This window comes from Lacrimispora xylanisolvens (assembly GCF_002934545.1).
In the GTDB taxonomy this organism is placed as follows: domain Bacteria; phylum Bacillota; class Clostridia; order Lachnospirales; family Lachnospiraceae; genus Lacrimispora; species Lacrimispora xylanisolvens.
This window is the reverse complement of the sequence record NZ_PTJA01000011.1, coordinates 160,890-187,399: the sequence shown is the minus strand read 5'-3', so window position 1 is coordinate 187,399 and position 26,510 is coordinate 160,890. Positions and strand designations below refer to the sequence as shown.

Here is a 26,510-nt window from a genome sequence, read left to right as displayed (position 1 = left end):
GTAATTTCCTTTCTATTCCTGGACGAAAGCCTCTTTTAATACTTCCGGCATTTCCTTTACAAATACAATTGTAAGGCCTTCTGTGATCTCTTCTGATAATTCTGCAATATCCGGCCGGTTTTTATCCGGAACCAGAACTTTTTTCACATGTGCCATACGTGCAGCTAGAATTTTCTCCTTTAAGCCTCCGATGGGAAGAACCCGGCCTCTTAAGGTTATCTCTCCTGTCATGGCAACGGTCGCACCTACCTTCCTGTTGATAGCCGCAGAAAGCATGGCAGTTGCCATGGTAATTCCTGCTGAAGGGCCATCTTTCGGAACTGCTCCCTCCGGGATATGAAGATGAATATCGTGTTTCTCAAAATAATCATCGGGCACGTTATATTCCGGTCCTATGGACCTGACATAACTTAAAGCAGTCTGTGCCGACTCCTTCATAACGTCTCCCATCTGTCCTGTGGTCTGAAGGGTTCCTTTGCCTGGCATTACATTTACTTCAATCTGCAGAGTATCTCCGCCTACACTGGTCCATGCAAGGCCTCTCACAATTCCTACCTGATCTTCCTCGTTAACATTGTTATAAGATACTTTTTCTTTCCCTAAGTACTTTTCCAGCTGACACTCTGTCACCTCAATGACACGGCTTTTGTCTTCCAGAAATTCTCTGGCTGTCTTTCTGAAAACAGAACTGATCCGCCGCTCTAAGTTTCTGACTCCGGCTTCTCTGGTATAATTGTGTATGATCTTTTCAATCGCCTGATCCGTTATGGCAACCGGCTTTCCTGTAAGACCATTACGTTCCTGCTGTTTTTTCACCAGATAGTTTTTGGCAATATGGAATTTTTCATTCTCTGTATAACTATTTATTTCAATTACTTCCATTCGGTCAAGAAGAGGGCCGGGAATGGTAGTTATGGTATTGGCAGTTGCAAGAAAAAGTACATTGGATAAATCAATGGGAAGCTCAATATAATGATCCCTGAATTTCACATTCTGCTCACTGTCAAGCACCTCTAACAGTGCAGAAGATGTATCGCCTTTATAGTCACTGCTGACTTTGTCAATTTCATCAAGAAGCATCAGCGGGTTGTTCACACCTGCCTGTTTGACAGCCTCTGCAATTCTGCCAGGCATAGCGCCCACATATGTTTTTCTATGCCCTCTGATCTCCGCCTCATCCCGGATACCTCCCAGGCTGATTCTTACATATTCTTTATTCAGTGCTTTGGCCACAGATCTTGCAATAGAAGTCTTTCCTGTACCAGGAGGTCCAACCAGACATAAAATGGGGCTGGTTCCTTTCTTCGTAAGAATCCGGACTGCTAAATATTCCAGAATCCGTTCTTTTACTTTTTCCAGGCCATAATGCTCTTCATCCAGAACCTGCTGAGCATGAATAATGCTGTTGTTATCCTTTGACATCTTCTTCCACGGAAAATCAAGAACTGTATCCAGATACATCCGGACAACATTGGCTTCCTGACTTCCACCCGGCATGGATTTAAAGCGGTCGATCTCTTTTTGAATCTTCTCTTTTATTTCTTTGTCTGCTTTTAATGCTTTCAGACGTTTGGCATATTCATCACTGTCAGAAAGCGGATTGTCTTCTCCCAGCTCTTCCCGGATCACCTTCATCTGCTCTCTTAAAATGTAATCCTTCTGATTCTTGTCAATCCGTTCTTTCACATGGGACTGTAATTCCTTTTTCACCTTAGTCACTTCAATTTCAGTAATCAGGTGTTTCATAACCAGAGCATACCGTTCTTCCAGAAGTACACTTTCAAGCACCTGCTGGCGGAGACGGTAATCCCAGGACAGCTGAACTGCAACCTGATCCAAAAGTTCCCCCAAATCCGGAATAACCAGCAATCCAGGGACAACTTCCTTAGCAATTCTTTGGTTTTCTTTGCCATAGGCTTCCAGCTTTTCTTTCACAATTTCAGCCATTGCCTGTATGGTAACGGGATCTAATATATCCAGTGGCACCTGAAGTTCTTCAATCTCACCTACAAGAAGAGGCTCTTCACTTTCAAGAGTCAGAAGCTCAGTCCGCTCCAGACCTTCCACCATGACACGGACCACGTTATTCGGCAGCTTCACCAGCTGTTTGATTAAAGCAACCGTTCCTACCTGATATAAGTCTTCTATTCCAGGATCGGTTTCTTCCGGATTTCTCTGGGTTACCAGGCATACCTTCTGATCCCCTACCATGGCTTTTTCAACCGCCGCGATGGATTTCTCCCGGCTGATATCAAAGTGCAGCATCATTTTGGGTAGAACAGTCATACCTCTCAGGGCAATAACCGGCATTGTAATTGTCTTATCTACCATTTGGTTCTCTCCTTTGCATTCAAAAAGGTGTTCCAGCAGATTGATTCGCTGTAACACCTTCCCGACTCATGCAGGGATCTATGCGATCTCGCCTGTCTTATCTTTTCTCAATTTCTGAGCCAGTGATTTTCTGGGAACTGCCGTGTCCCGATAGACCAGTTCCGGCTCTCCATTTTTATCCACAACCTCTTTGGTGATTCTGCAGATTCCAATACTGCTGTCTGATGGTATCTCATACATCAAATCCATCATGACGCTTTCCATAATGGAACGCAATCCTCTGGCGCCGGTTTTTCTTTCCACAGCCAGTTCTGCAATCCGTTCCACCGCATCAGCGGTCAGCTCCAGCTTCACATCATCCAGTTCGAATAGTTTCTGGTATTGCTTAATCAGCGCATTCTTCGGCTCTGATAAAATCTTAACCAGAGCTGCCCGATCTAACAGTTCCAGTGATACAGTGATGGGAACACGTCCGATAAATTCAGGAATCAGCCCAAATTTAACCAGATCCTGAGGCAGGGTTTTCTTTAAGAGATCATCAATATCCGTTTTATTCTTATCTACAATCTCCGCATTAAACCCAATGGATCCTGCACTTAAACGGCGCTCAATGATTTTCTCCAGACCATCAAACGCTCCGCCGCAGATAAATAAAATATTGGTGGTATTGATCTGTAAAAGTTCCTGGTGCGGATGCTTTCTTCCACCCTGAGGCGGGACACTGGCAACCGTACCTTCCAGAATCTTTAATAGAGCCTGCTGAACACCTTCACCGGAAACATCTCTGGTGATTGACACATTCTCCGATTTCTTGGTGATTTTATCAATCTCATCAATATAAATGATTCCAAATTCAGCTCTGCTGATATCATACTCAGCTGCCTGGATCAGTTTTAAAAGGATGTTTTCTACGTCTTCACCAACATAACCGGCTTCTGTAAGAGCAGTCGCATCTGCAATGGCAAACGGTACGTTTAAAACCTTAGCCAGAGTCTGCGCAAGATAAGTTTTACCGGAGCCCGTAGGCCCCAACATCAGAATATTGCTCTTTTGTATATCCACATCCAGTTTTTTACCGGATGTAATTCTCTTATAATGGTTATATACTGCTACGGACAACACCTTTTTTGCTTCGTCCTGCCCAATGACATACTCATCTAAAAAAGCTTTCATTTCCTTTGGCTTCATCAGATTAATATTGCTGAAATCAGGTGCCTCTTCGTCATGGCCGTCAAATTCTTCCTCTAATATCTCTGCGCACAAATCAATGCACTCATCACAAATATAGACATTATTGGAACCGGCAATCAGTTTCTTTACCTGATCCTGGGTTTTCCCGCAAAAAGAGCATCGGATCTTGTCGTCTGTTCTGACCGGCATATACACACCTCATACTTTCCTTGTTTGTGGCTCACGCTTTTTGAGCATAAAGGGATACCCGAAGGGTGCTCCTTGTTGATAGCTTCCGCTCAGTCTTAGCGGTCGTGACTGTAAAGAATATTATCAATCAGTCCATAAGCCTTTGCTTCATCAGCAGTCATGTAATTGTCACGTTCTGTATCACGTTCAATCACTTCGTAAGGCTGACCGGTATTCGCTGCCATAATCTCATTTAAACGCTTCTTAATCTTTAATATATTCTCTGCAACTATGCGAATTTCTGTTGCCTGACCTTTTGCACCGCCAGAAGGCTGGTGAATCATAACTTCTGCATTGGGAAGTGCAAAACGTTTGCCCTTCGCTCCGCCTGCCAGAAGAAATGCTCCCATACTGGCCGCCATACCCATGCAGACAGTGGATACGTCGCATTTGATATAGTTCATGGTATCATAAATTGCCATTCCTGCAGTTACAGAACCGCCTGGGCTGTTAATGTAAAGATTGATATCCTTTGTAGGGTCCTCAGCCTCTAAAAACAACAGCTGTGCCACAATAAGGCTTGCCGAAACATCAGACACCTCTTCACCGAGAAAAATAATTCTCTCTTTTAAAAGTCTGGAATAAATATCGTAAGAGCGTTCCCCCTTACTGGTTGATTCAATGACATAAGGTACTAAACTCATCTTTCTTCCTCCTGTCTGTTCTTTCTCACTCAAAACCGAATAGACTCCGGACAGGATGTCTGGAATCTACCGGGAATAAAACTCTTAAACTAATTTCGCTTCTGCTACCAGGAAATCAACAGCTTCCTGTACTGCCAGATCTTCTTTCATCTGTGCAATGCCGCTTTCGCCAAGATATTCTTTAATCTGTGAAACTTCCATCTTGTAGCTTTCAGCCATAGTTGCAATTTCTTTCTCTACTGCTTCATCAGAAACAACGATGTTCTCTGCCTTGGCAACTGCTTCAAGAACCAGTCTTGTCTGAATTCTCTTTAATGCCTGTGGCTTCATCTGCTCTCTTAATGTTTCAATTGTCATTCCAGTAAATTTCATATACTGGTCAAGAGAGAGTCCCTGGCTCTGCATTCTTCTTGCATAGTCATTCACCATGTTGTTTACCTGGCTGTCGATCATTGGCTCAGGAATATCCATAGCTGCGTTCTCTACAACCTTCTCTACAACATGATCTTCATTCTCAGTAGCTGCTGCTTTCTGTTTTCTTTCAGCAACTTTTTCCTTGATGTCATTTTTGTATTCTTCTAATGTATCATATTCAGAAACTTCACCAGCGAACTCATCGTTTAACTCTGGAAGTTCTTTTCTCTTAACTTCCTTAACTGTAACCTTAAACATAGCCGGTTTACCAGCAAGCTCAGTGGAATGATATTCATTGGGGAATGTTACGTTTACTTCACATGCTTCTCCAATGTTCTTTCCAATCAGCTGCTCTTCAAATGTATCGATAAAGGAGTGGGAACCAATGGTAAGTGGATAATCTTCTCCCTTGCCGCCGTCAAACGGTTTTCCGTCAACGAAGCCTTCAAAGTCGATAACTGTCTGGTCGCCATCTTCCACAGCTCTGTCTTCTACAGTAACAAGTCTGGAGTTCTGCTCCTGGACTCTCTTTAATTCTGCTTCAATGTCCTCTTCTGTTACTTCAGCAGATGCTTTGGTTACTTCAATTCCTTTATACTCGCCTAAAGTCACTTCTGGCTTAACAGCTACAGTAGCAGTGTAAATTAAGTTCTGGCCTTTTTCTACCTGAACAACGCTGATCTCTGGTCTGGAAACGATATCCAGTCCGCTTTCCTCTACAGCATCGCCATATGTTGCATCAAGAGCTTCATTGACAGCGTCCTCATATAAGACACCTGCTCCATACATCTTTTCTACCATGGCACGTGGTGCTTTGCCTTTTCTGAAACCAGGGATGTTAAATCTGCCCTTATTCTTATTGTAAGCTGCGGTAAGAGCCTTCTCAAACTCCTCAGCCGGCACTTCAACCGTTAATTTTGCCATGTTCTTTTCTAATTTTTCCACTTGTAAACTCATTAATGGGTTCCTCCTTGAGATATATGTGAACCGCCTTACCGACAGGGCGTTACACTTCAATTTAGCATTATACCATACTCGTCCCCTAAATTCCAGTATTATTTACGATAAAATCAGGTTTTTCCTGCAAGCGCCTTCATCTTCCCGGCAATGTAAGGATCAAGGGGACGGATCTCGATTTGGGGCCTGGCGATATAGTATCCCTGGAATAAAAAGATGCCGCAATCCAGTAAAAACACCAGTTCCTCTTCCGTTTCCACACCTTCAGCCAGAACACAGATATCGTTGTTAACAGCAAATTCAAGAAGATTTTTTAATATCATCTGCCTTTTTGCATCTTTGTGTATCTGCCTGACCAGACTCATATCCACCTTAACAATCTCCGGCCGCATATGCAGAAGAACGGATTCGCTGTTATATCCGGTACCGAAATCGTCCACAGCCGTCTGCCCCTGCCACTTTCTTGCCATCTCCATCTTACGGGCCATATATTCCCGGCTGGCAGGTTCCCCTTCTGTCATCTCAATAACAACCCGGCTTAAGAGATCCCCAAAATTATCTTCCAGCAGTGCCTGCTCCTCTTCGGTAATGCACACAGAAGCAATGGAGTTGATAAACAGCTTTTCTGACTCTCCTAAATGCCCTTTTTCCTTCTCAGCTTCCGCAGCCCTTAAACCGGCAAACCAGGTCAGTGATTCGATCTGAGGCAGCTTTGCCTGAGATCTTGCCAGATTTAACACTTCACCAATCCCTTTTAAATTTGTAAAATGAGGTCTCATCAAAAGCTCATATCCGTAAATATTGCCTTCTCTTGTTACGATTGGCTGAAAAACAAAGCTCACATCTCCGGTTTCCAGCATTCGGTTCAGTTCTTCACTGCCTGTCAGCATATAAGAATTCCTGGAATATTCATCGAAATCAAATTCTCTTACATTGCCTTTCACACTGTGTTTTACCATATACATGGCAAAATCAGCATAATTAAACAGGGTTTCAAAATCTGACCCATCACCGGGATACCAGGACAATCCTCCTGAAACACGGACTGGAAGCATGTATCCGCCTTCCATGGTAAGAGCTGCCTTTTGAATGTACTTTATAAAATCACGGACATCTTTCCGGATTTTCTCTTTGTCGTCTCCATGCAGGTAGGTCACAAATTCATCACCGGAATAACGGGCTAAAATCCCCCTTCCGGCAAAGCTGTTTTTTAAACATTCTGCAAACAGGATCAGGTAACGGTCTCCTTCATCATGCCCATATGTATCGTTGATATACTTTAAATTGTCCAGATCCCACATGATGACTGCACCGTACTTCTCCCTCTGGGATGCCATCATGGATTCCACCTGTTCCCGGAATGCCCTCCTGTTATACAATTCGGTCAGTAAATCAAAATTGCGTTCCCATTCAAGTTTTTCCTTCTCCTGCACATCTGCAGTTACATCAGAACAGACTCCCAGAATGGTCCCTGACTTTGACTCATCTAAAATAACCTGTACCCATCGCGTTTTGCCATTCATCTGGAAGCTTTGAATCACCCGATCCCCCTTCATCTTCACTCCGGTAAACGTCTGTTCCATCAGCTTCTCAAATCTGTCAACTTCCAGATACCGGTACGGCTCCTCTATATTCCCCCAGCCAAGCATCTCAAACAAAGACTGACTGCAGAAAACCAGACCGTCTCCTTTGGCGTATTCAAAAACTCCAATCATAACATTGGCATGGCGCAGGATACTGGAAATCTTTGAAGAAGATTGTTCCACGTCATGGCTTAACTGCTCAATTGTTTCCGTAAGATCATCGATCTCACGGATGTAAACCCTTTTTAATGACAGTCCTCTGTTACCGGATTTGCCCTTTAACTCGAAAGAAAGTCTGCGGATGGGTTCCGTTACAATCTTCCCAATGACAAACGTTCCCAGAAAGCTGAATAGAATGGGAACCAGCATGGTACTGAACAACATACGTCGAATGGCATTATAAAATGCAAGCAGATCCTTTTGCTTTGCCATTCCCACAAGCACCCAGTCTTCTTTTTCCATTACTCCGTTATTGGCGTAGGCATCAAGACTTTTAATACTGGCATACCACCTGGTTCCATCAGATGATTCTATTTCGCTGACGGATTTCTTATCGTTGTCTGTGTAAGACAGTTTTTTGATATCGTTAAAATATTGATTGTAGAGATAACCGGAATCCATCACCGGAACAATCGTTTTTGTCTCTTTATCCCGCATTCCAAGAAGCCAGCATTCCTCAAAACTGCTGTTGGTCTGCTTCTCCGATAATATCTGTCCCAGCTGATTTAAGGTCATCTCAAGCCCCCATACACCCGCAACTGTCCCATCGTTTAAAATAACCGGAACGGAATAGGTGATAACGGGCATATCTCTTGGACTTAAGCGAAAAGGCTGACTTAAATAAGCCTGATTTAAGGCATCCGCTTTTTTGGTTCCTGTCTGTAAAGCCAGGTTAAGAGGCTTTTGATAAAATTCACTGTTTTTTAAATCTCCTCCGTTACTAAAGCCTATTTCCCAGAAGGAATCCAGCGGTATCTTATATTTTTCTGCCACAGAGGGCAATCCCCGCTCCATGAGGAGAGAAGAATTGTCTGTTAAATATCCTCCCGTATTGGAGTTTCTTATGTAAAATCCCGCTTTCACATCGTTGGAACTATTGGCTGCTGCCGGACCGTCAAGAACAAAATAAACTCCGGTCGCATAACTCATATGGAGCATATCTATGGATTTTTCTATGATCTGTTCCACAATTTCCCGGTTCAGCCCGTAATCTTTGGAAATATCAAGGGGACTGCTCCCGTTTTTCTTTAGAATCTGCTCTACTTCATCAGAAACGAAGGATGAATGGTTCAGCATAACAATCCAGTGATAGAGAGTCTCCTTCTCTAAGTCAACCCTGATGTTCTCTGTATTCTGGCTTAATATGTGGATTTCATTATTTTTTAATTTAACAGAAACTCCGCCGAAAAGCACGGTACCGGCAATCACTGCAGCCTGCACAACCAGCAATATCAGCAGCGGTCCAAGCAAACGGGTTCGTATGGACTCACTTTTCTTCTCTCTCATAAATTACTCTCCGATGACTGTTTCCAATTGCAGCCTGGTGTCTTCGTACCATTGATTAAAATTCTCATCTGTTACGAAATCAGCAACCGCCCTCTCTCTGTCAGTCCCCTGGGTCACCAGTGCCTCAATCTTCTGGTAATCCTCTCTTGCCTTTGAAACCATGGAAGTCTGAAGAATCTCTCTTGCACGATCTCCTCCCTGAAAGGGTTTGGATGTATACAGTCTGTACCTGTTGGCTGTATCAAGCCCAATGATCAGGTTCTGTGACACCGCACTGTTTTCTCCAGCCTCCTGCAAAAAAGGCTTTAGAAGTGACTGCTCCGCCGCTGCCTTTTTTACTGGCAGATAACCGGAGCCAATGGCAAACTTCATATTCTGACTGGTATCGGTAAACCATTTTAAAAAGCAGACAGCTGCATATTCCCGCTTTTCCTCTGATTTTAGAACCATCATTCCTGCTCCCTGGGAAACAGCACAGGGAACCGTGCCTGCAAATCCGGGAAGAGGATACAGTTTGCTTTCAATCTCATAGTTTGTTCCGTCTTCAAGGGTTACAGAGGTAGGAAAATAAGAGATTCCACTGGTTGCTCCTACAAACGCCATAAGCTGTCCGGTTTTTACATCATCACTTCTAAATCTGCCGTAAGCCCCAAAATATCCATTTACAAACGGGACATAGTAATTATCCCATAGTTTTTTCATCGCATCTTTATCGAAATCCAGAACTGTTTTTCCGTCTTTCACAGAAAATATCTCATGCCCCAGCTGCAGACTTCCAATAATCATATAATTGGCAAATGCATCTCTGCCAAAAAACGCTTTTCCATCACCGGGAGTTTCTGTCAGACTGTCCGTCCACTTGTAATAAGAGCGGGATACTCTGGTGATCCCTTCCCAGGTGGAGAATGCATCTTCCGTCTCACCAGTAGCAGCAGCAAACTTATCCCAGTCCGTCTTGTTCACAGTCAGTATCTCAGTGGATTTGGCAATGGGAAATACTTTAACAGAATCACGATCGCCAAATCTACCCTCTTCCATATAAGCATCCACATATTCAGATATCTCATCGGAGGTAAGGTAATCACTTAAATCTGCGGCCAGGCCCATCCGGTCAACCTCATAAACTTTATCTGCGTAAGCAGAAAAAACATCAGGAAGGGGATCAGAACCAACTCTGTGTTCAATGCTCTCATTGATGGTATTGCTCAGTTCATCAATACTTCCTTTGTTATAAGCTTTCACGACAATTCCTTTTTCCCTGCCCTCATTTTCATTAAATGCCCTGACCAGATTGTCAAATTCCTCTTTCTGGACACCATTATAATAATGCCAGACTGAGATCGTGACAGGGTCCTTGGGCGAGAGTCCATAGGGATCCTTTTTCTCACATCCGGCAAGCAGAAATAAGCAGGAAACGAAAGCGATTGGTACGATCCAATTCTTTTTCATAAGTTCACCTGCCTGTTACATAGGGTTCTGGTCGTATTGAATTGCCTCTTTTATTTTACGTGCATGATTTTTATCCACTAATAATGCCAACAGCTCGATGCCCATGTCAAGCGCATATCCAAGCCCTCTGGCTGTTGTAATATTACCGTCAGTCACCACACCCTGTCTTACCACGTCAGCTCCTTTTAATTCCTCTTCAAATCCAGGAAAACAGGTGGCTTTTTTTCCCTCCAGCATTCCAAGTCTTCCAAGAATACTTGGAGCTGCGCAAATCGCAGCGATTCTGCGGTTGTCCTGATTCGCTTCGTTCAGTGCGTATACTAATTCCTGGCTGGCACCCAGATTTCTGGTTCCCGGCATACCTCCCGGAAGAAACAGCACATCTGCATCTTTTAAATTGATCTGCTCCATTAGAACGTCTGCCTGAAGCTTAATTCCGTGTGACCCAATTACATTCTTTTTACCAGTTACTGAAACAAGTTTCACATCCTGCCCCCCTCTGAGCAGGACATCAACGACTGCAAGCAGCTCCACCTCTTCTGACCCATCTGCTAAAAACGCATAAACCTTCCCCATATCAATCGTCTCCTTTCCAATTTTGAAATGTACTGTTCATGGTAATCTTTATATAATCCACCAGATACCTTGTTTCCGTATCTTCTCCCTGAATCAGCCGGATCAGCGTATCGGCAGCGGTTCGCGACTGACCCTGATGGTCATTTAAAACCGTTCCGGTAATCTTACCCTCTTTTATATATTCCACGGTTTCCTGTAGCGCATCCACCCCTACCAGAGATATATCTTTTCCTGGCACCATACCGGCTTCTTCTATCGCCTCCAGCGCTCCATTTGCCATGGCATCGTTGTTGCAGAAAATCACATCAATTCTGGGACCATAAGTTGATAAAGCCTGCGCAGCAAGCTTTTTCCCCTCTTCCCTGTTCCAGTTTCCGATACCAGAAAAAAGCTCTTCTGTCTTTACTCCTGCCTCTGTCAGTGCTTTGATGGAATACTCGGACCGGTACCGGGCTGCATCACTGCCTGCCTCTCCCTTTATCATCACATAAGAGACGATCCCATCGTTGTTTTTATCACCTTTACCTGGGGTTTCAAGAATAATCTGTCCCTGATAGGTCCCCGCCTGTTTTGAATCCGTTTCCACACTGGAAACAGCCATATGACTGTCTTCCCACCGTTTTCGCTCTGATTCATCCGGCTCACTGTTAATGAAAACCAGCGGGATACCTGCCTGACTGCAGGAATCAGCGATTGTTCCTGCTGCCGAGGTCTCCACAGGATTAATTATAATCCCGTTACACTTACTATCTATAAATTCCTTTATCTGCCGGTTCTGTTCATTCTGATCCCCGCCTGCATTGCGCATGATGATCTGGGCATGATAGGTCTCTTCCAGATATTGTTTTAATTCAGACCGGTAAAGCTTCATAAATGTGTCGTCGTAGCGATAGATGCTGATACCGATTTTAGGACCTTCTGCCGCTTCAATTCCTTCCGTACCAGCTTCCTTGTCCGAACTTTCCCCAGATTTTGGCTCAGCACTTTTTCCTGCGCAGCCTGCTGCAAAAACCACCGCCAATACCAGAAAAAAGAAAGCTGTCCGCCTTATCAAGCATTTCATATCATTAATCTCCTGATTTTTACTGTATTTTCCATATTACCACGTTTTTCTTCTTTTTGCCACTATCTTCTATTTTTTATCCTATTGTGGTATACTAACCCTGTTTTATAGTCCAATACATGAAATCAGGAGGTTTTTCATGGAAATCGAGCGCAAATACCTGGTCACAAGCCCGCCGGAAAATTATAAGTCATTTCCCCATCATTTCATTGAACAGGGATATTTATCGACAGACCCTGTTGTGCGGGTACGAAAAGAGGATGAGTCCTATATTCTAACCTATAAATCCAAAGGTCTTTTAGCAAGAGAAGAATACAATCTTCCCTTAAACGAAGACTCCTATCAACACTTAATCAGCAAAACAGACGGCTGTGTTCTTACAAAAAGAAGATATTTAATTCCTGTGGAGCACTGTGATCATCTCACCATCGAACTGGATGTTTTTGAAGGCCGCTATGAAGGGCTGATGCTTGCTGAGGTTGAATTTGAGAGCCTGGAAGAAGCACACTCCTTTACTCCTCCTTCCTGGTTTGGGAAAGATGTTACCTTATCCGGAGAATACCAGAACAGCCGGCTCAGCCAGATGCCATAGTTTTTTAACAGTCCCGAATACAGGAAAAAGCGTCCTGAACGGCATTGCTGCCGGACAAGACGCTTTTTAAGTATTTATTTCTTGGCAATGTATTTTCTGATATCAAGAGCAATGGCAACTACGATAACGATACCCTGAGCAATGTACTGATAGTTGGTGTTAACTCCCAAATACTGGAGACAGGTTTTTAAGATTTCGAAAACAAGAACACCGATTAAAACGCCGGATACCTTACCGATACCACCGTTTACAGATACGCCTCCGATGGTACATGCTGCAATTGCTTCCAGTTCCCAGCCCATACCCATGTTAACAGATGATCCGCCGGATTTTGCACCTACCAGAAAGCCGCCCAGTGCGTAAAGTGCAGCAGCTGTCACATAGATAATAATTTTTGTTTTCTTGGTATTAACACCGGAAACTTCTGCTGCCTGTTCATTACCGCCGATGGCATACATGTATTTTCCGTGAGGAGTCTTATTATAAACGAACCAGATCACAAGTCCTACTGCAAGGGCAATTAAAAACAGGTAAGGCATGAAACCAAACAGTCTTCCTTTTGCCACTTCCGTATAAGCCGGACGGTAACCGCCGATTGGTGTTGCGTTGGTATAAACAAGGCAGGCACCATATACAATCAGCTGCATACCCAGAGTTCCGATAAAAGCAGGAACCTGCAGATAGGAAATTACCAGACCATTGATGAGACCAAACAAGCAGGCAACTAAAATACAGATTAACAATACTACAAACACCCACCAGATACCAAAATCAGGAAGATTGGGGAAAAACTTGCCGCTGTAGCCTGGTTTCTGTAAAAGAGTCCCTGCAAGGCAGGCGGAAAGACCTACAATACGTCCTGCAGAAAGATCGGTACCTCTGGTAATCAGGCAGCCTGATACACCGCAGGCGATGATGAAACGGGGTGCCACATTTAAGGCGATATTTTTTAGATTGTCAAATGATCCGAATGATGGTTGCTTTATTGCCGTAAATATGGCAAGCAGGACGAGGACAACGATGATTCCATTATTTATAAGGAAATCCTTCATATTTATCTTCTTAGCTGTCATGACTTAACCTCCTGTTTGGAATTATTTTCCGTTTTGTTTATATCGAATTTAGTGGCAAATGCCATGATTTTCTCCTGGGTTGCCTCACTATCCTCTACTTCTCCTGTGATTCGTCCGCCGCACATTACGATAATCCGGTTTGACATACCAATTAACTCCGGCATTTCAGAGGAAATCATAATGATAGATTTGCCCTGCTTTACAAGGTCAATCATAATCTGATAAATCTCATACTTTGCGCCTACGTCGATACCTCTTGTCGGCTCATCCATGATTAAAATTTCAGGATTGCTTGCCAGCCATCTGGCAATAATTACTTTTTGCTGATTTCCTCCGGAAAGAGACTGGATCTGCGTCCTATCGTTGGGAGTTTTTATACTCAGCTTTGCAATGCTGTCCTTAACAACCGATGCTACTCTCTTCTTCTGAATCACTCCCGCTGTTGTATAATTGCGGTAAGAAGCAATGGCTGTATTGTCAGAAATGCTTAAGCATCCAAAGATACCGTTTCCTCTTCGGTCTTCTGTAATCATGCCCACGGAATCGCCGATGGCATCCTTTGGGCATTTAATCTCAACTTTTTTTCCAAGGACTTCAACTTCTCCCCCGGATATATTCCTCATTCCGAATATGGCTTCCATTAATTCGGTTCTCTGAGCTCCGACCAGACCTCCGAATCCCAGAATCTCTCCTTTTTTCAGTTCAAAGGAGCAATCCTGAAAAGAACGTTCATGAATACTGCTTAAATGGCTTACCTTTAAAACGGTTTCATCCGTCCGGTAATCGTCCTTTGGGGGGTAAACATTTCCCAGCTCTCTTCCTACCATCTGTTTTACAATCTCTTCGTCAGAGATATCTGCCACTTCCCATGAACCAACGTAAGTTCCATCCCGCATGATGGTGATGTCATCCGCAATCTGCCTGATCTCTGCCATTTTATGGCTGATATATATCATAGAAACTCCGCGGGACTTTAAGTCCCTGATAATACGGAACAGTGCTTCTACCTCATTATCAGTCAGTGATGAAGTAGGTTCATCCAGAATCACCAGTTTTGCATTCTGGCTGACTGCCTTTGCAATTTCTACTGACTGCATTTGTCCGATTGATAAGGTCCCAAGTTTTGCTTTGGGATTGAATGTCATTTTAACATCTTTTAACCACTTTTCTGCTTCTGCATTCATGGTTTTATGATCGATTACTTTAAGCGGTCCTATTTTATATATTGGAAACCGTCCGAGATACATATTCTCTGCTATAGAGCGAGCCGGTACCGGCTGAAGTTCCTGGTGTACCATGGCAAGGCCTTTGTGAAGTGCATCATCCGGATTGGCAATACTCACCTTCGCACCATCAATCAGAACCTCACCTTCATCCATCTTGTATATGCCAAACAGGCATTTCATCAGTGTTGACTTACCTGCTCCGTTCTCTCCCATCAGAGCGTGAACGGTACCGGGACGTACTTTTAAATTGATTTTATCGAGCGCTTTGACGCCAGGGAAGGATTTGCTGATTCCAACCATTTCCAGTCTGTAATTCTCTGCCATCCCGCTTCTCCTTTCATTGATTCGTCCGTTTTTCCGGACATAAAGGGATACCTGTTAAGGTATTTCATTAATCTGTCCGCTTTTCCGGACATAAAGGGATACCTGTTAAGGTATTTCATTGATTCGTCCGCTTTTCCGGACATAAAGGGATACCTGTTAAGGTATTTCATTGATTCGTCCGCTTTTCCGGACATAAAGGGATACCTGTTAAGGTATTTCATTGATTCGTCCGCTTTTCCGGACATAAAGGGATACCTGTTAAGGTATTTCATCTAACTTTTAAAAATCGGGTGTGCCTTACCGACACACCCGCAATTTCGGCTGCTGGATATTATTTTTTTAATTTGTCAAGAGTATCCTGTGCATTTGCCTTGGTAACCTTGATATAGTCTACCATGTTAACGTTTTCAACAGAATCACCCTTTAAGAACTTAACAGCCATATCGCTTGCTGTCTGAGCCTGAGAGAAATGATCGTTAAATACGGTACCGGTCTGTTTGTCATCAATAACGTTCTGAACTGCTTCTGTTAACGCATCAACACCTACTAAATAGATATCTTTGTTTACAGTACGTCCTGCTGCTTCGATTGCCTGAAGTGCACCAAGTGCCATAGCATCGTTGTTGCAGAAGATAACTTCGATCTGATCGCCATACTGTGTCAGAGCATCCTGTGCAATCTGCTGTGCTTTTGCCTGATCCCAGTCACCACGCTGTTTTAAGAGCTCTTTTACTTTTACGCCCTTGTCAGTCAGTGCTTTTACAGAGAATTCGGTTCTGTACTGAGCATCTACGTTCTCCGGGTCACCCTGGATCATGATGTAGTTAACTACGCCATCGCCGTTGATATCGCCCTTGTTGGAAGTTTCAAGAATTTCTTCACCCTGATAGGTTCCGGACTGTCTTGCATCGCATCCTACATAAGTTGCATTGATTTTTTCATCTTTCCATCTCTGCTCTTCTTCTGGATCTGGCTCACGGTTAATGTAAACAACAGGGATTCCTGCTTCCTTACACATATTTGTGATTTCTGGAGCGGAAGAAGCCTGAACAAGATTTAAAATAAGTACGTCATATTTCTGGGTAATGAAGTTCTGGATCTGGTTGGTCTGTTCTGCCTGATCGCCCTTACCATCCTGAATTACCACATTATCTTTCTTAAAGCCCAGGTCTTCAGTTAAATAACGCTGAAGTTCTGTACGATAAAGTGTCATGAAGTTATCATCGAATTTGTAAATGGAAATACCAACTTTTTTATCAGCTAAATCCCCGCCTACTGCTTCTTTAACAGCTGCTGCAGTAGTTTCTGCTGATTTGGTCTCTTCCTTCTTTGTTTCTGCTGCAGTGGTCGCTGCCTCAGATGCTGCTGTTGTGGCCTTTGAGCTGGAACCGCAGCCTGCCATGGAAAATACCATTGCAGAAGCGAGACCTACTGCTACTACTTTTTTGAGTAATCTCATGATAAATCCTCCCTTATCATTATATAATTGTGTTCGATTGGTACTTTTACCTCATCGACATGCACATTATATCTTTATTTTGTGCACTATTCCATATAATTTTCTTGGTATATGTATCGAATTTTTTAGATTTTTCATGATTTACTCAGTTTTTTTATAATTTTTTATTGATAAATACCAGTTTTCCTATTTTCCTATTTGGCAGTCAGGGTATTTTGTCTGCATTCATAATACTTATCCCGGCTTAAATCCACTGTTTCCTGTACATTATTACCAAGAGCCTCCGCTGCCGCAATTTTAAAAATCACTCCGGCATATTCATCGCTGTCACATTGTACTGTACCAAACAGTTTTCCTTCCCGGACGCCTTCAATTCCCTGGGGCGTGCCGTCTATACCAACTACCTTGATTGGCCTGGAACCTCCCTTGCGCTCAATGGCATCTGCTGCTCCCAGTGCCATATCATCGTTATTGCAGATCACTACCTCAATTTCATCCGGATACTGGGTCAGCCACTGCTCCATCCAGGCAGAAGCCTGGCTTCTGTCCCAGTTTGCTATGGCGCCCGTAATCTTTTCCAGAGGTACCCCTCCATCCTTTAGTGTCTGGATCGACCACTCGGTTCTGATCAGAGAATCCTGATGGCTGCTCTCTCCCTCCAAAAGGACATAGCTCACCTTACCATCTCCGTTTATATCCAGAGAAGTTGGGTCAGACTTATAAGCTTCTACCAGCATATTTCCCTGTAGCGTAGCGGACTCTTTTGCATTTTCCCCTACATAATAAAGCTTTTCCCAGCGCCGCATATCCTCTTCCACCGGCTCCCGGTTAAAAAATACTACCGGCGTATCTGCATCCATTGCCTTTCCAATAATATTTGATGCAGCCGACCGGTCAACCATATTAACACAGATTGCATCATATCCCAGAGAAATAAAACGGTCTACCTGGCTGTTCTGAGTATTCTGGTTTCCCTTTGCATCCACGATTTCCATAACAACCTTAATCCCGGTGTTCTTTTCATATTCCTTGGCCTGATCTTCTAATTTCCCCCTTATGGTATTAATAAATGAATCATCTCCCCGGTATAAAGTCACCCCAATGCGAACTGCTTTGTTCCCTTCTTTTTTCCCGGATTTATAGTTCTGATAAAAAAAGCCCAGTACAACAACAAACAAAAGTATAACCGCTGCCAGCACTCCATATTTTTTTTTCATTTCTATTCCCCCATTTAGTCAATCGGATATAAGATTTTTTCATATTTGCTCTCTCTTAAATCTTCTCTTCGGATATAATAAGAATCCAGTACAATCTGCTCCTTTTGAAATCCTCTGTGGACCGACTCAACTGCTTTTTCAATGCTCCTGTACCCTGCATCAAACTGATCACTTACCACCAGACCTTTTATCACCCCGTTGTCCAGATCAGTCAAAAGCCTGGTGGTACTTCCTACCCCGTAAAGACCATCCACATAACTGCCATAAACCGGACTTCCTGCTATAATTTCTGCCGTTTCGTCAAGACTTTTCGTATCTATCGCCGCTATAATCACTTTTTCACTCCCTGGATAGACCAATCCTTCTATGGCTTTGCGAAAGGTCTCTTCCATGGTCTTATTATAAATTTTCACAGTAAAACCCGCGTTTTTCAGTTCACTTTCAGCACCTGCATAAATATCCCGGTTGTATCCATAGTCTAACCCTTCCATAAAGATCCATACCGGTTTACCAGGAGAATTCTCCCTTGCTATTGCCTGTCCCAGCTTACGCCCTTCCTCTTCAAAATCCGGTGCAATCCCGCTTTTCACCTTCTCATTGGGAATTAAGTTACCAACAATGACTGCAGGACAGTTTAAAACCATGTCATCCATTTTTTTTGCGCATTCTTCCGGCTTTACCGGAACTAACACAACCGCTAACGCTCCGTCATTAATCTCCCGTTTTACCAGTTCCAGCTGCTGATCCTGATCTCCCTTTTCATAAAGGGTAATAAAACTGACGTCAACATTATATTCTTCCGCTGCTTTATCCGCACCTTTTCTGAAATTAGCAAAATAATCATCTGAGGTATCGCTGATAATAATGGAAATCGGATAAATGACCGTCTTTTTTTCCTTAATGATCAAATCCGTAGAAGACAAAAGAAACAGGATCACAAGCACTACCGGCAAAATAACCCACAAAATTTTTTCCTGTTTTGTCATGATTGCTTCTCCTTTTCTAAAACGGAATCATAAGGTACGGCAGGGAGGAGAATGGTAATGGTGGTTCCCTCATCAGGCTCGGAATCAATGGTTAACCCGTAGTTTTCCCCAAAATAAAGCTTGATTCTTTCATTTACATTCTTCACTCCAATACCGGAACCCTTTTTCGAGGTAACATGAACCTCATGGGAAAAGAGGCTTTTCACTTGTTCCTCTGTCATACCCAGACCATTATCAGAAACCTGGATAATCAGATTATCTTCCTTTCGCATCACCGATAATTTTATCTCCCCCTCCCCATCCATGAATTCCATGCCATGATAGATGGCGTTCTCCACCAGCGGCTGCAGAATCAGTTTTAAACTGGTTAATTCCATACATTCTTCCTCTGCCTGAATTTCATAGGAAAATTTATTTTTAAAACGCATATGCTGGATCATTAAATAGCTTCTTACATGCTCCAGTTCATCCCGGACTGTAATAATGCTTTTTCCTTTGCTTAAGCTGATCCGGAAAAACCGGGCAAGTGCTGTCACTGCCTTAACCGCTTCGTTCTTTTGTTCATTTTCAATCATCCAGACGATAATGTCCAGAGTATTGTATAAAAAATGGGGATTAATTTGTGATTGCAGGGTATCAAATTCCTGTTTTCGTTTGGCTTCGTGTTCCGTTACGATGTCATCCATCAAAACCCGGATCTGAATTGCCATGTTTTTAATGGAATTACCCAAATGCTGAATTTCATAAGAGCCTCCGATGGAAACTGCAGTTTCCAAATCCCCTTCTTCCAGGATTCCTACGGATTTTTCCAACTCCTTGATAGGATTTGTTATACGAGATGAGATATAGGAGTTGATCAGTACAAGTATAAATAAGATAAGAGTAATCATGAATACAATAAACAACCTGGTTTTGATGGTATTTAAGGAAACCACGCTATTAGGCGTAACACCAACGATTTTCCAGCCTGTATAGCCCACTGACTTAACCGTTATAATTCGGTTATCCCCTTCAAAAACTTCACGGTGAATTCCATCCTTATAGCCGGATGCCACTTTATTGTTTTCCTTCAGCCGGCCTGAGTCAATCAACTGAATTCTTGGGTGATACAGGATTTCTCCGTCGCTTCCCATCAGATAAACATAACCGCCTTTACCTGTGGTGACTCCTTCAAATAGATGCTCCAGACTGGAATAGCTTAAATCCACCAGCAAAACGCCCTGGGTGGTAGACGTTCCTTCCGTCAGCTCCACCGCTCTGGACAGGGAGAACACCCATCGGTACTGGTTTTCATTGTTTTCAAATATATACTGGACGTGGGGATCGGAAAAATGCTGGTTTTCCGTTTTTTCAAGAGCATTGGAAAACCATTTCTCCCCCGTTATATTAAGATTCTTTTTCAGTCTTGCTGCAGGAACAGACTCCACCATTGCTCCGTCCTGGGTGAAAAGGGCAATGTTATCCACATTGTCCTTATTGTTGTCATACAGAAGGGTGATCTCATTATTAATGGACTGGGAAGAAAGGTCCGCATTCTTCACAGCTCCATAATAAAGAGAATCAGATAGTTTCATAACGGTTCGCAGGTAGGATTCCACAGACCGTGCCACCTGATTAATCAGGCTCTGATTTTCCTCCTGTACCACCTCTGCAACCTGAGAGGAAAGACGCTGGTACAAGGAAAGAGAAATAAGCAGACCTGCTGCAAGCGCCGTTATGGTAAAATATACGAAAATGGTATAACGAATGCTGTTATTCTTCTTTTCCATTACCTCACTCCGCGAAATTTAGTAGGTGAAACTCCAAATTTCTTTTTAAACACATAACTGAAATAGTTTTGCTCCGGATATCCCACCTTTGCCGCAATGACATAGGTTTTATCCTCGGTTTTGTTTAACAGCTCCACTGCCTTGTTTAACCTGAGATCAGTTAAATAGGCGATATAGGCCTGTCCGGTTTCCTTTTTAAACAGTGTAGAAAAATAAGCGGGGCTCATATGCAGATGGCGGCAGATCATTTCAACGGATAAATCCGGATTCTGATAATGATCCATAATATACTGTCTCGCCTCCTGAATCACCTGTCTTGTAGTAAGATCACGTTCCTGATTAATCGCCTGATTGATTTTTTCTGCAGCCTTGTAAAGCCAGGTGCCAAATTCCCCTTTCTGAATCTTGTCAAAGAATGTCATGGACTCCAGATCCCAGCCCATGATTTCTTCCAGATCAAGATCATACTGCTGTACCATCTGTATCACACTGTTTAATACTCCGAACATATAAACCTGCTGCTGTCTGAAATGTACTTTTGCAGATTCCATTTTCCGAATAATCTGTGTCACAGCAGCTTCAATCTTTCCATCAGGACCAAACTTGATCGCTGAAATCAGATCCGCCTCCAGAACACTGTCAAATTCCAGCTTTCCGCTTCCCACTGGTTCCATATCATTGATATAGATGGTACTGCCTTTTCCAACTATGGCTTTATAACCAAGAGCATCAATCGCCGATTGGTAAGCGTATGGGATATTGGATAATTCCTCACAGCTGTGACCGATTCCTATGGTAACGGGAACCTCCAGAATCCTCTTTGTTTCCTTGCAGATATCTCCAAATACATCAATCAGCCCGGTGATGAAATCGTCATCGAGCGCTACCACCACTACCATTTCGGCCTCCAGAACAGACTGAAACAGCGCAAATCTGCAATATCCTTCCAGCTTCTCCCGAATAATCTGCATAACGGATACAGGGATCAGCTCCTCCTCACTGTGAAGACTCAGGGTATCATTCACCTCAGCCCGTTCAACCGAAACGGCTGCTATAATCCATTTCCACGCGCCTGCAATGGGGATATCGTATTCTTTTAGCTTCTGCTCTGCTATTTCATTGGAAAGATTCTTGTGTACCAGATCATTAAAGAACTGCTCCCGAAATACAGGAAGGCTCTTTCTGTAATTTTCCCTGAGCCTGTTAATATTACGTTTTTCCTCAATTTCCCGGTCAAGATTGCTTTTGATTCTTTTTAAAATAGAGGTAAGCTCTTCCACATTGACAGGCTTTAAAATGTATTCGGTCACATTTAGCTTAATTGCTTTCTGGGCGTATTCAAAGTCGTCGTATCCGGAAAAAATAACAACTTTCATAGACGGATAACGCTGTCTTATCTTCTCTGCCAGTGCAAGTCCATCCATATAAGGCATCCGGATATCCGTCAGTACTACATCCGGCTCCAGTACCTCTATTTTTTCAATGGCATCTTCCCCGTTTTCTGCGTCACCCACCACTTTAAAGCCAGCTGACTGCCATTCAATTTTCTTTATAATGCTTTTGCGGACTTCTTCCTCATCATCCACTAAAATGATACTGTATAGATCCATGCTGTTTTACCCCTTTAAGAAACCTTACTGTTATGAAATCTGATAAAGCATTGCGTTGACAATTGCTGCAGCTACATTACTGCCGCCTTTTCTTCCTCTGGCCACAATATAGGGCACATCGGGAAGAGATAAAATCATCTCTTTGGACTGGATTACATTGACAAACCCCACTGGCACGCCGATGATTAGTCTGGGTTTGATGATTCCTTCCTGAATCAGCTCATGAAGATGAACCAGAGCAGTGGGTGCGTTGCCAATGGCAAAAATACATTCCTTTGACAATCTGGCCGCCTTATCCATACTGGCATGAGCTCTCGTCGTCTGCCTGTTTTTCGCATCCTCCGCTACATCCTCATCAGCCATAAAGCAGTGGACGCTGCTGCCTGCCCGCTCCAGCGCTTTTTTATTGATTCCCGCTTTTCCCATGTTGGTATCAGTAATTACCGGAATTCCTTCTTTTAATGCTTCTATTCCAAGTTTCACCGCGTGGGGCGAAAATATCAGCTGATCGGCATAATCAAAATCTGCCGTTGTATGAATCACCCGTTTGATTACCAGTTCCTGCTCCGGGTCCAGTTTCTTATCTCCCAGTTCCTGTGTTATAATTTCAAAGCTTCTCTTTTCTATTTCTTCAGGGCGAACCCGTTCCAGTTCTCTAAATTCCATTCTTTCCTCCGTTGTCACCGGTTAATCCCATCAGGCTGTAAATCCGGTCCATATTAAGACTCTCCCGCAAAAGGTCTGCCAGTCTGTCATACTGTTTTTCTTTGTAATCCTGGTAACTGAAAGCCGTGCCTGGCTGGCTGGGCAGCCCTTTTTTCTTTCTCAGTGCCCCTACCATGGTATCTGCTATCTGCTCACTGTCAAAGAAACCGTGAATATAGGTTCCGTATACGTTCTTTCTCTGGCAGCCATCCATCTTTGCCAGATGAGAACCGGACTGGCTTTCCATCACATAGGATAAAGGCGGCAGCGCACGTTCCGTCTGACCCATATGAATTTCATAACCTTCTATATTCATTCCTGATAAATCTTCAAAGATCCCTTCCACTGCCGTACAGGAACCTGTCACTCTTGTTCTGGTTTTTTCTGCTCCGAATTCAGTCCGTATGGGTAGCAGCCCCATGCCCCGTACAGAGGAAAGACCGGAAGAAGACTCCACTGCCAGCGGATCCTTTAACTGTTCTCCAAGCATCTGAAAGCCGCCGCAGATACCAAACACCGGAACTCCTGATGCACTCAGCTTTAATACTCCGGCCTCCAGACCATTCTGACGCATCCAGAGAAGATCCTCTATGGTATTCTTGCTTCCCGGTAAAACCACAAGATCCGGTTTTCCAAGAGCCGATACAGAATCCACATAGCGAACCGCCACAGACGGTATGGTAGAGAATACAGAAAAATCTGTAAAGTTAGAGATTCTTGGAAAACGGATGACCGCTATCTCTACCTCCGCCCCCTCTGTTTTTCCAGCTATGGAAAGATGATTTCCAAGGCTGTCTTCATCCTCGATATCCACATCCATGTAAGGGACCACCCCTGCCACGGGTATGTGAAGCCGTTCTGTTATCATGTCAAGGCCAGGCTCTAATATGGATTTATCTCCACGGAATTTATTCACTATCAGGCCGCCGATTCTGTCTCTCTCTTCCTCCTCCAAAAGCATAACAGTGCCATAAAGCTGAGCAAACACTCCGCCCCGGTCAATATCTCCCACAAGGAGCACTGGTGCATCCGCCATCTTAGCCATTCCCATATTGACAATGTCTTCCTGCTTTAGATTAATCTCTGCCGGACTTCCTGCGCCTTCAATTACAATAATGTCGTATTCCTCTGACAATGTATCAAACGCTTTTTTTATTTCCGGTATCAGTTTCTTTTTATAGGCAAAATACTCTTTTGCTGGCATATTGCCGATGGACACACCACCTACAATTACCTGGGAACCGGTATCATTGGTGGGTTTCAGCAAAACCGGATTCATGGCTGCTACTGGCTTGACGCCTGCTGCCTCAGCCTGCACTACCTGCGCCCGCCCCATCTCAAGCCCTTCCTCGGTAATAAAGGAATTAAGTGCCATATTCTGGGATTTAAAAGGAGCAACCCGGTATCCATCCTGCTTAAAAATACGGCATAGTCCTGCCGTAATCAGACTTTTGCCTGCATTGGACATGGTCCCCTGAATCATAATCGTCTTTGCCATGTTCTCATTCTCCTTTTGTCAGTATGGATTTTAATACTGCAAGAAATGCATCATTTTCCATTCTCTGTTTGACACAGATCCGGTAATAAGTATGATCAAGCCCTCTGTAATTGGAACAGGATCTTATCAGTACCTGCCTGTCAAGCAATTCATTGTATAAAAGCTTTTCCACATTACAGGCGTTCTTCCTTGTATCTTTAAAAAACAAATAGTTTGCCATGGAATCATATACCAGAAAGCCTAAATCGTTTAAGTTTTCCTTTAAGTATTCCCGTTCTCTGGAAATCAGCTGCCTTGTTTCTTTTACATATTCCGTTTCACCAAGAGCTGCTTCACCGGCTGCCTGAGCAAGAGCAGACACGCTCCATGGCTGGCGGATCCGGTTCATGAGTTCTATGGTTTTTTCTCCTGTGGATATCCCGTACCCAAGGCGGACTCCTGCCATGGCATAAATTTTTGTAAATGCTTTTAAAACAAATACATGGTCATAGCCGCCTTTTGAAATCAGTTCCAGTACGGAATAAGATCCCGGATTATCAAGGAATTCATTAAAGCATTCATCTATTACACAATAGATTCTTTTTTGTGAGCAGACATCCAGGAGTTCTTTCATTTCCTCTTTGGGAAGTGCAAACCCGGTTGGGTTGTTGGGATTACACAGGAATAACATTTCTATTTCCTGATCGTTTTCTTTCAGCCATTTGGTTATTTCTTTTACAGATAAGCGAAATCCATCACTCTCTTTTAAATCATACCATACAACCTCTGCAGAAACTGTCTCTAAAGCCTGCTCATATTCCAGAAAAGAGGGGGCTATTAACAGAGCCCTTCCGGGTTTTATAACCTGTACAATCTGAAAAATCAAATCGGCCGCTCCATTTCCACAGATAAGCTGCTTTTCGGAAAAACCATGGAAAGCTCCAAGTTCTGTGATCAGTTTGCTGCAGCGGCTGTCCGGATAGCAGGAACAGTTTTCAACCGCCTGTAATAATGCCTTCTTAACACCTTTTGCAAGCCCAAGGGGATTGATATTCGCTGAATAATCCATGGTAACCTGATTGGTGTAAATGTCTCCTCCATGCTGATATTCCATATTTATTTCTCCCAATTATGTGTATCTTCTAAAATGTGATGAAAAGCAGGATTCCAACGGGAATCAGCGCCAGTATGTAAGTAACTGTCATCAGGACGTTAGCCCTGACTATATCTTTATACTCCACTGCCCTCACCGGATCTCCGATCACAGGTTTTTCATATAAGGTTCCAAAATACCATGCATTTCCAGCCAGTTCTATCTGAAGAATTCCGGCGCAGGCAGATTCCGTCTGTGCGGAGTTGGGACTTTTGTGATTAAAACGGTCCCGTTTCCAGATCCGCAAGCCATTGTTCCCATTAAATTTACTGCTGAAAAACAGCTGGCATAAATAGCCTGCCGCCAGCATGAAAAAGGCGGATATGCGGGCAGGAATAAAATTAACCAGATCATCCAGTTTTGCAGCACACCGTCCAAACCAGAGATACCGGTCATTTTTATAACCTACCATGGAATCCATGGTGTTCACTGCCTTATATAGGAATACACCGGTTCCTCCAAAGAGGGTCATGAAAATCAAAGGTGCAATCACACCATCAGATGTATTCTCTGCCACAGTTTCCACCGCTGCCTTTGTAATACCGATATCAGTGAGGGTTTTCGTATCCCGGCCCACGATCATGGATACCGCATGTCTTGCCTCTTCCGTATCCTGTTTTAAAAATCCGCGGTATACCTTCATACTCTCTTTTCTTAAGGAATGCCACGCCATCATCTGGTAACACATGATACTTTCCACAGCAAGTCCGGCGATGGGGGAAATTCCATAAGAAACAGCCAGGATCGCAAAGGAACTCCCTCCTGCTGCAAACAGGACCAACAAAACCAGCCATACACCTGCCTGTCTTTCCCCTGCTTCATTTTCCGGAAACCGGGGTCTTAATTTTTTCTCCAGCCAGCTTATCAGGTTTCCAATTCCGCAAACGGGGTGCCACAAGAATAAGGGATCTCCAAAGCACACATCCAGAAAGCAGCCAATCAGAACCGCTATTATATGATATTTAAACATAAGTCAG

The 26,510-nt window shown here is 43.5% G+C and carries 20 protein-coding genes; 1 reads left to right on the top strand and 19 read right to left on the bottom strand.

All coding sequences use genetic code 11. From position 1 onward, the window contains the following. Positions 1-12: 12 nt before the first annotated feature. The 8 genes from lon to BXY41_RS19360 form a co-directional block, all read right to left on the bottom strand. Positions 13-2,331: an endopeptidase La gene (gene lon / locus BXY41_RS19395; RefSeq protein WP_104438524.1), complete on the bottom strand. Its 2,319-nt coding sequence runs from the start codon at positions 2,329-2,331 to the stop codon at positions 13-15. 78 nt (positions 2,332-2,409) lie between these two features. Continuing rightward, entirely contained in the window at positions 2,410-3,711 is a 1,302-nt protein-coding gene (gene clpX / locus BXY41_RS19390) for an ATP-dependent Clp protease ATP-binding subunit ClpX (RefSeq protein ID WP_104438523.1), read from the bottom strand. A gap of 95 nt (positions 3,712-3,806) precedes the next feature. Beyond that, entirely contained in the window at positions 3,807-4,427 is a 621-nt protein-coding gene (clpP, locus tag BXY41_RS19385; RefSeq protein WP_278321428.1) for an ATP-dependent Clp endopeptidase proteolytic subunit ClpP, read from the bottom strand. Between the two features lie 51 nt (positions 4,428-4,478). Continuing rightward, positions 4,479-5,765, bottom strand: coding sequence for a trigger factor (gene tig / locus BXY41_RS19380; protein WP_104438521.1), 1,287 nt, complete (start codon positions 5,763-5,765; stop codon positions 4,479-4,481). Between the two features lie 113 nt (positions 5,766-5,878). Next, positions 5,879-8,854, bottom strand: coding sequence for an EAL domain-containing protein (locus BXY41_RS19375; protein ID WP_104438520.1), 2,976 nt, complete (start codon positions 8,852-8,854; stop codon positions 5,879-5,881). Positions 8,855-8,857: 3 nt separating this feature from the next. Then, the gene (locus BXY41_RS19370) at positions 8,858-10,303 is read right to left on the bottom strand and encodes an extracellular solute-binding protein (RefSeq protein ID WP_104438519.1); all 1,446 of its coding nucleotides are present in this window, start codon (positions 10,301-10,303) and stop codon (positions 8,858-8,860) included. 15 nt (positions 10,304-10,318) lie between these two features. Beyond that, complete coding sequence (locus BXY41_RS19365) at positions 10,319-10,879, bottom strand: DJ-1 family glyoxalase III (protein ID WP_104438518.1); 561 nt, start codon at positions 10,877-10,879, stop codon at positions 10,319-10,321. A 1-nt stretch (position 10,880) separates the two neighbouring features. Further along, a complete protein-coding gene (locus tag BXY41_RS19360; RefSeq protein ID WP_104438517.1) occupies positions 10,881-11,942 on the bottom strand; it encodes a galactose ABC transporter substrate-binding protein in 1,062 nt (353 codons plus the stop codon). 139 nt (positions 11,943-12,081) lie between these two features. Between BXY41_RS19360 and BXY41_RS19355 the strand changes: the two genes are divergently transcribed. Beyond that, positions 12,082-12,534, top strand: coding sequence for a CYTH domain-containing protein (locus BXY41_RS19355; protein WP_104438516.1), 453 nt, complete (start codon positions 12,082-12,084; stop codon positions 12,532-12,534). 74 nt (positions 12,535-12,608) lie between these two features. Here the strand turns inward: BXY41_RS19355 and BXY41_RS19350 are convergent, their stop codons facing one another. The 11 genes from BXY41_RS19350 to cbiB all read right to left on the bottom strand — a co-directional run bounded on the left by BXY41_RS19350 (position 12,609) and on the right by cbiB (position 26,503). Beyond that, positions 12,609-13,607, bottom strand: coding sequence for a galactose/methyl galactoside ABC transporter permease MglC (locus BXY41_RS19350; protein ID WP_104438515.1), 999 nt, complete (start codon positions 13,605-13,607; stop codon positions 12,609-12,611). Next, positions 13,604-15,157, bottom strand: coding sequence for a sugar ABC transporter ATP-binding protein (locus BXY41_RS19345; protein ID WP_104438514.1), 1,554 nt, complete (start codon positions 15,155-15,157; stop codon positions 13,604-13,606). The genes BXY41_RS19350 and BXY41_RS19345 overlap by 4 nt, the downstream gene beginning before the upstream one ends. 331 nt (positions 15,158-15,488) lie before the next feature. Continuing rightward, complete coding sequence (locus BXY41_RS19335) at positions 15,489-16,616, bottom strand: galactose ABC transporter substrate-binding protein (protein ID WP_104438512.1); 1,128 nt, start codon at positions 16,614-16,616, stop codon at positions 15,489-15,491. 194 nt (positions 16,617-16,810) lie between these two features. After that, positions 16,811-17,833: a galactose ABC transporter substrate-binding protein gene (locus BXY41_RS19330; protein WP_104438511.1), complete on the bottom strand. Its 1,023-nt coding sequence runs from the start codon at positions 17,831-17,833 to the stop codon at positions 16,811-16,813. A 14-nt stretch (positions 17,834-17,847) separates the two neighbouring features. Continuing rightward, positions 17,848-18,819: a substrate-binding domain-containing protein gene (locus tag BXY41_RS19325; RefSeq protein WP_185140376.1), complete on the bottom strand. Its 972-nt coding sequence runs from the start codon at positions 18,817-18,819 to the stop codon at positions 17,848-17,850. Continuing rightward, the gene (locus BXY41_RS19320; protein WP_104438509.1) at positions 18,816-20,588 is read right to left on the bottom strand and encodes a sensor histidine kinase; all 1,773 of its coding nucleotides are present in this window, start codon (positions 20,586-20,588) and stop codon (positions 18,816-18,818) included. Before BXY41_RS19320 ends, BXY41_RS19325 begins: the two co-directional genes overlap by 4 nt. Then, positions 20,588-22,198, bottom strand: coding sequence for a response regulator transcription factor (locus tag BXY41_RS19315; RefSeq protein WP_104438508.1), 1,611 nt, complete (start codon positions 22,196-22,198; stop codon positions 20,588-20,590). Before BXY41_RS19315 ends, BXY41_RS19320 begins: the two co-directional genes overlap by 1 nt. Before the next feature lie 30 nt (positions 22,199-22,228). Next, complete coding sequence (locus BXY41_RS19310) at positions 22,229-22,864, bottom strand: precorrin-8X methylmutase (protein WP_104438507.1); 636 nt, start codon at positions 22,862-22,864, stop codon at positions 22,229-22,231. Then, on the bottom strand, positions 22,854-24,401 hold the full coding sequence (locus BXY41_RS19305; RefSeq protein ID WP_104438506.1) for a cobyric acid synthase: 1,548 nt from the start codon (positions 24,399-24,401) through the stop codon (positions 22,854-22,856). The genes BXY41_RS19310 and BXY41_RS19305 overlap by 11 nt, the downstream gene beginning before the upstream one ends. 4 nt (positions 24,402-24,405) lie before the next feature. Next, positions 24,406-25,494: a pyridoxal phosphate-dependent aminotransferase gene (locus BXY41_RS19300; RefSeq protein WP_104438505.1), complete on the bottom strand. Its 1,089-nt coding sequence runs from the start codon at positions 25,492-25,494 to the stop codon at positions 24,406-24,408. A 28-nt stretch (positions 25,495-25,522) separates the two neighbouring features. Beyond that, entirely contained in the window at positions 25,523-26,503 is a 981-nt protein-coding gene (cbiB, locus tag BXY41_RS19295) for an adenosylcobinamide-phosphate synthase CbiB (protein WP_104438504.1), read from the bottom strand. Between the last annotated feature and the right edge of the window lie 7 nt (positions 26,504-26,510).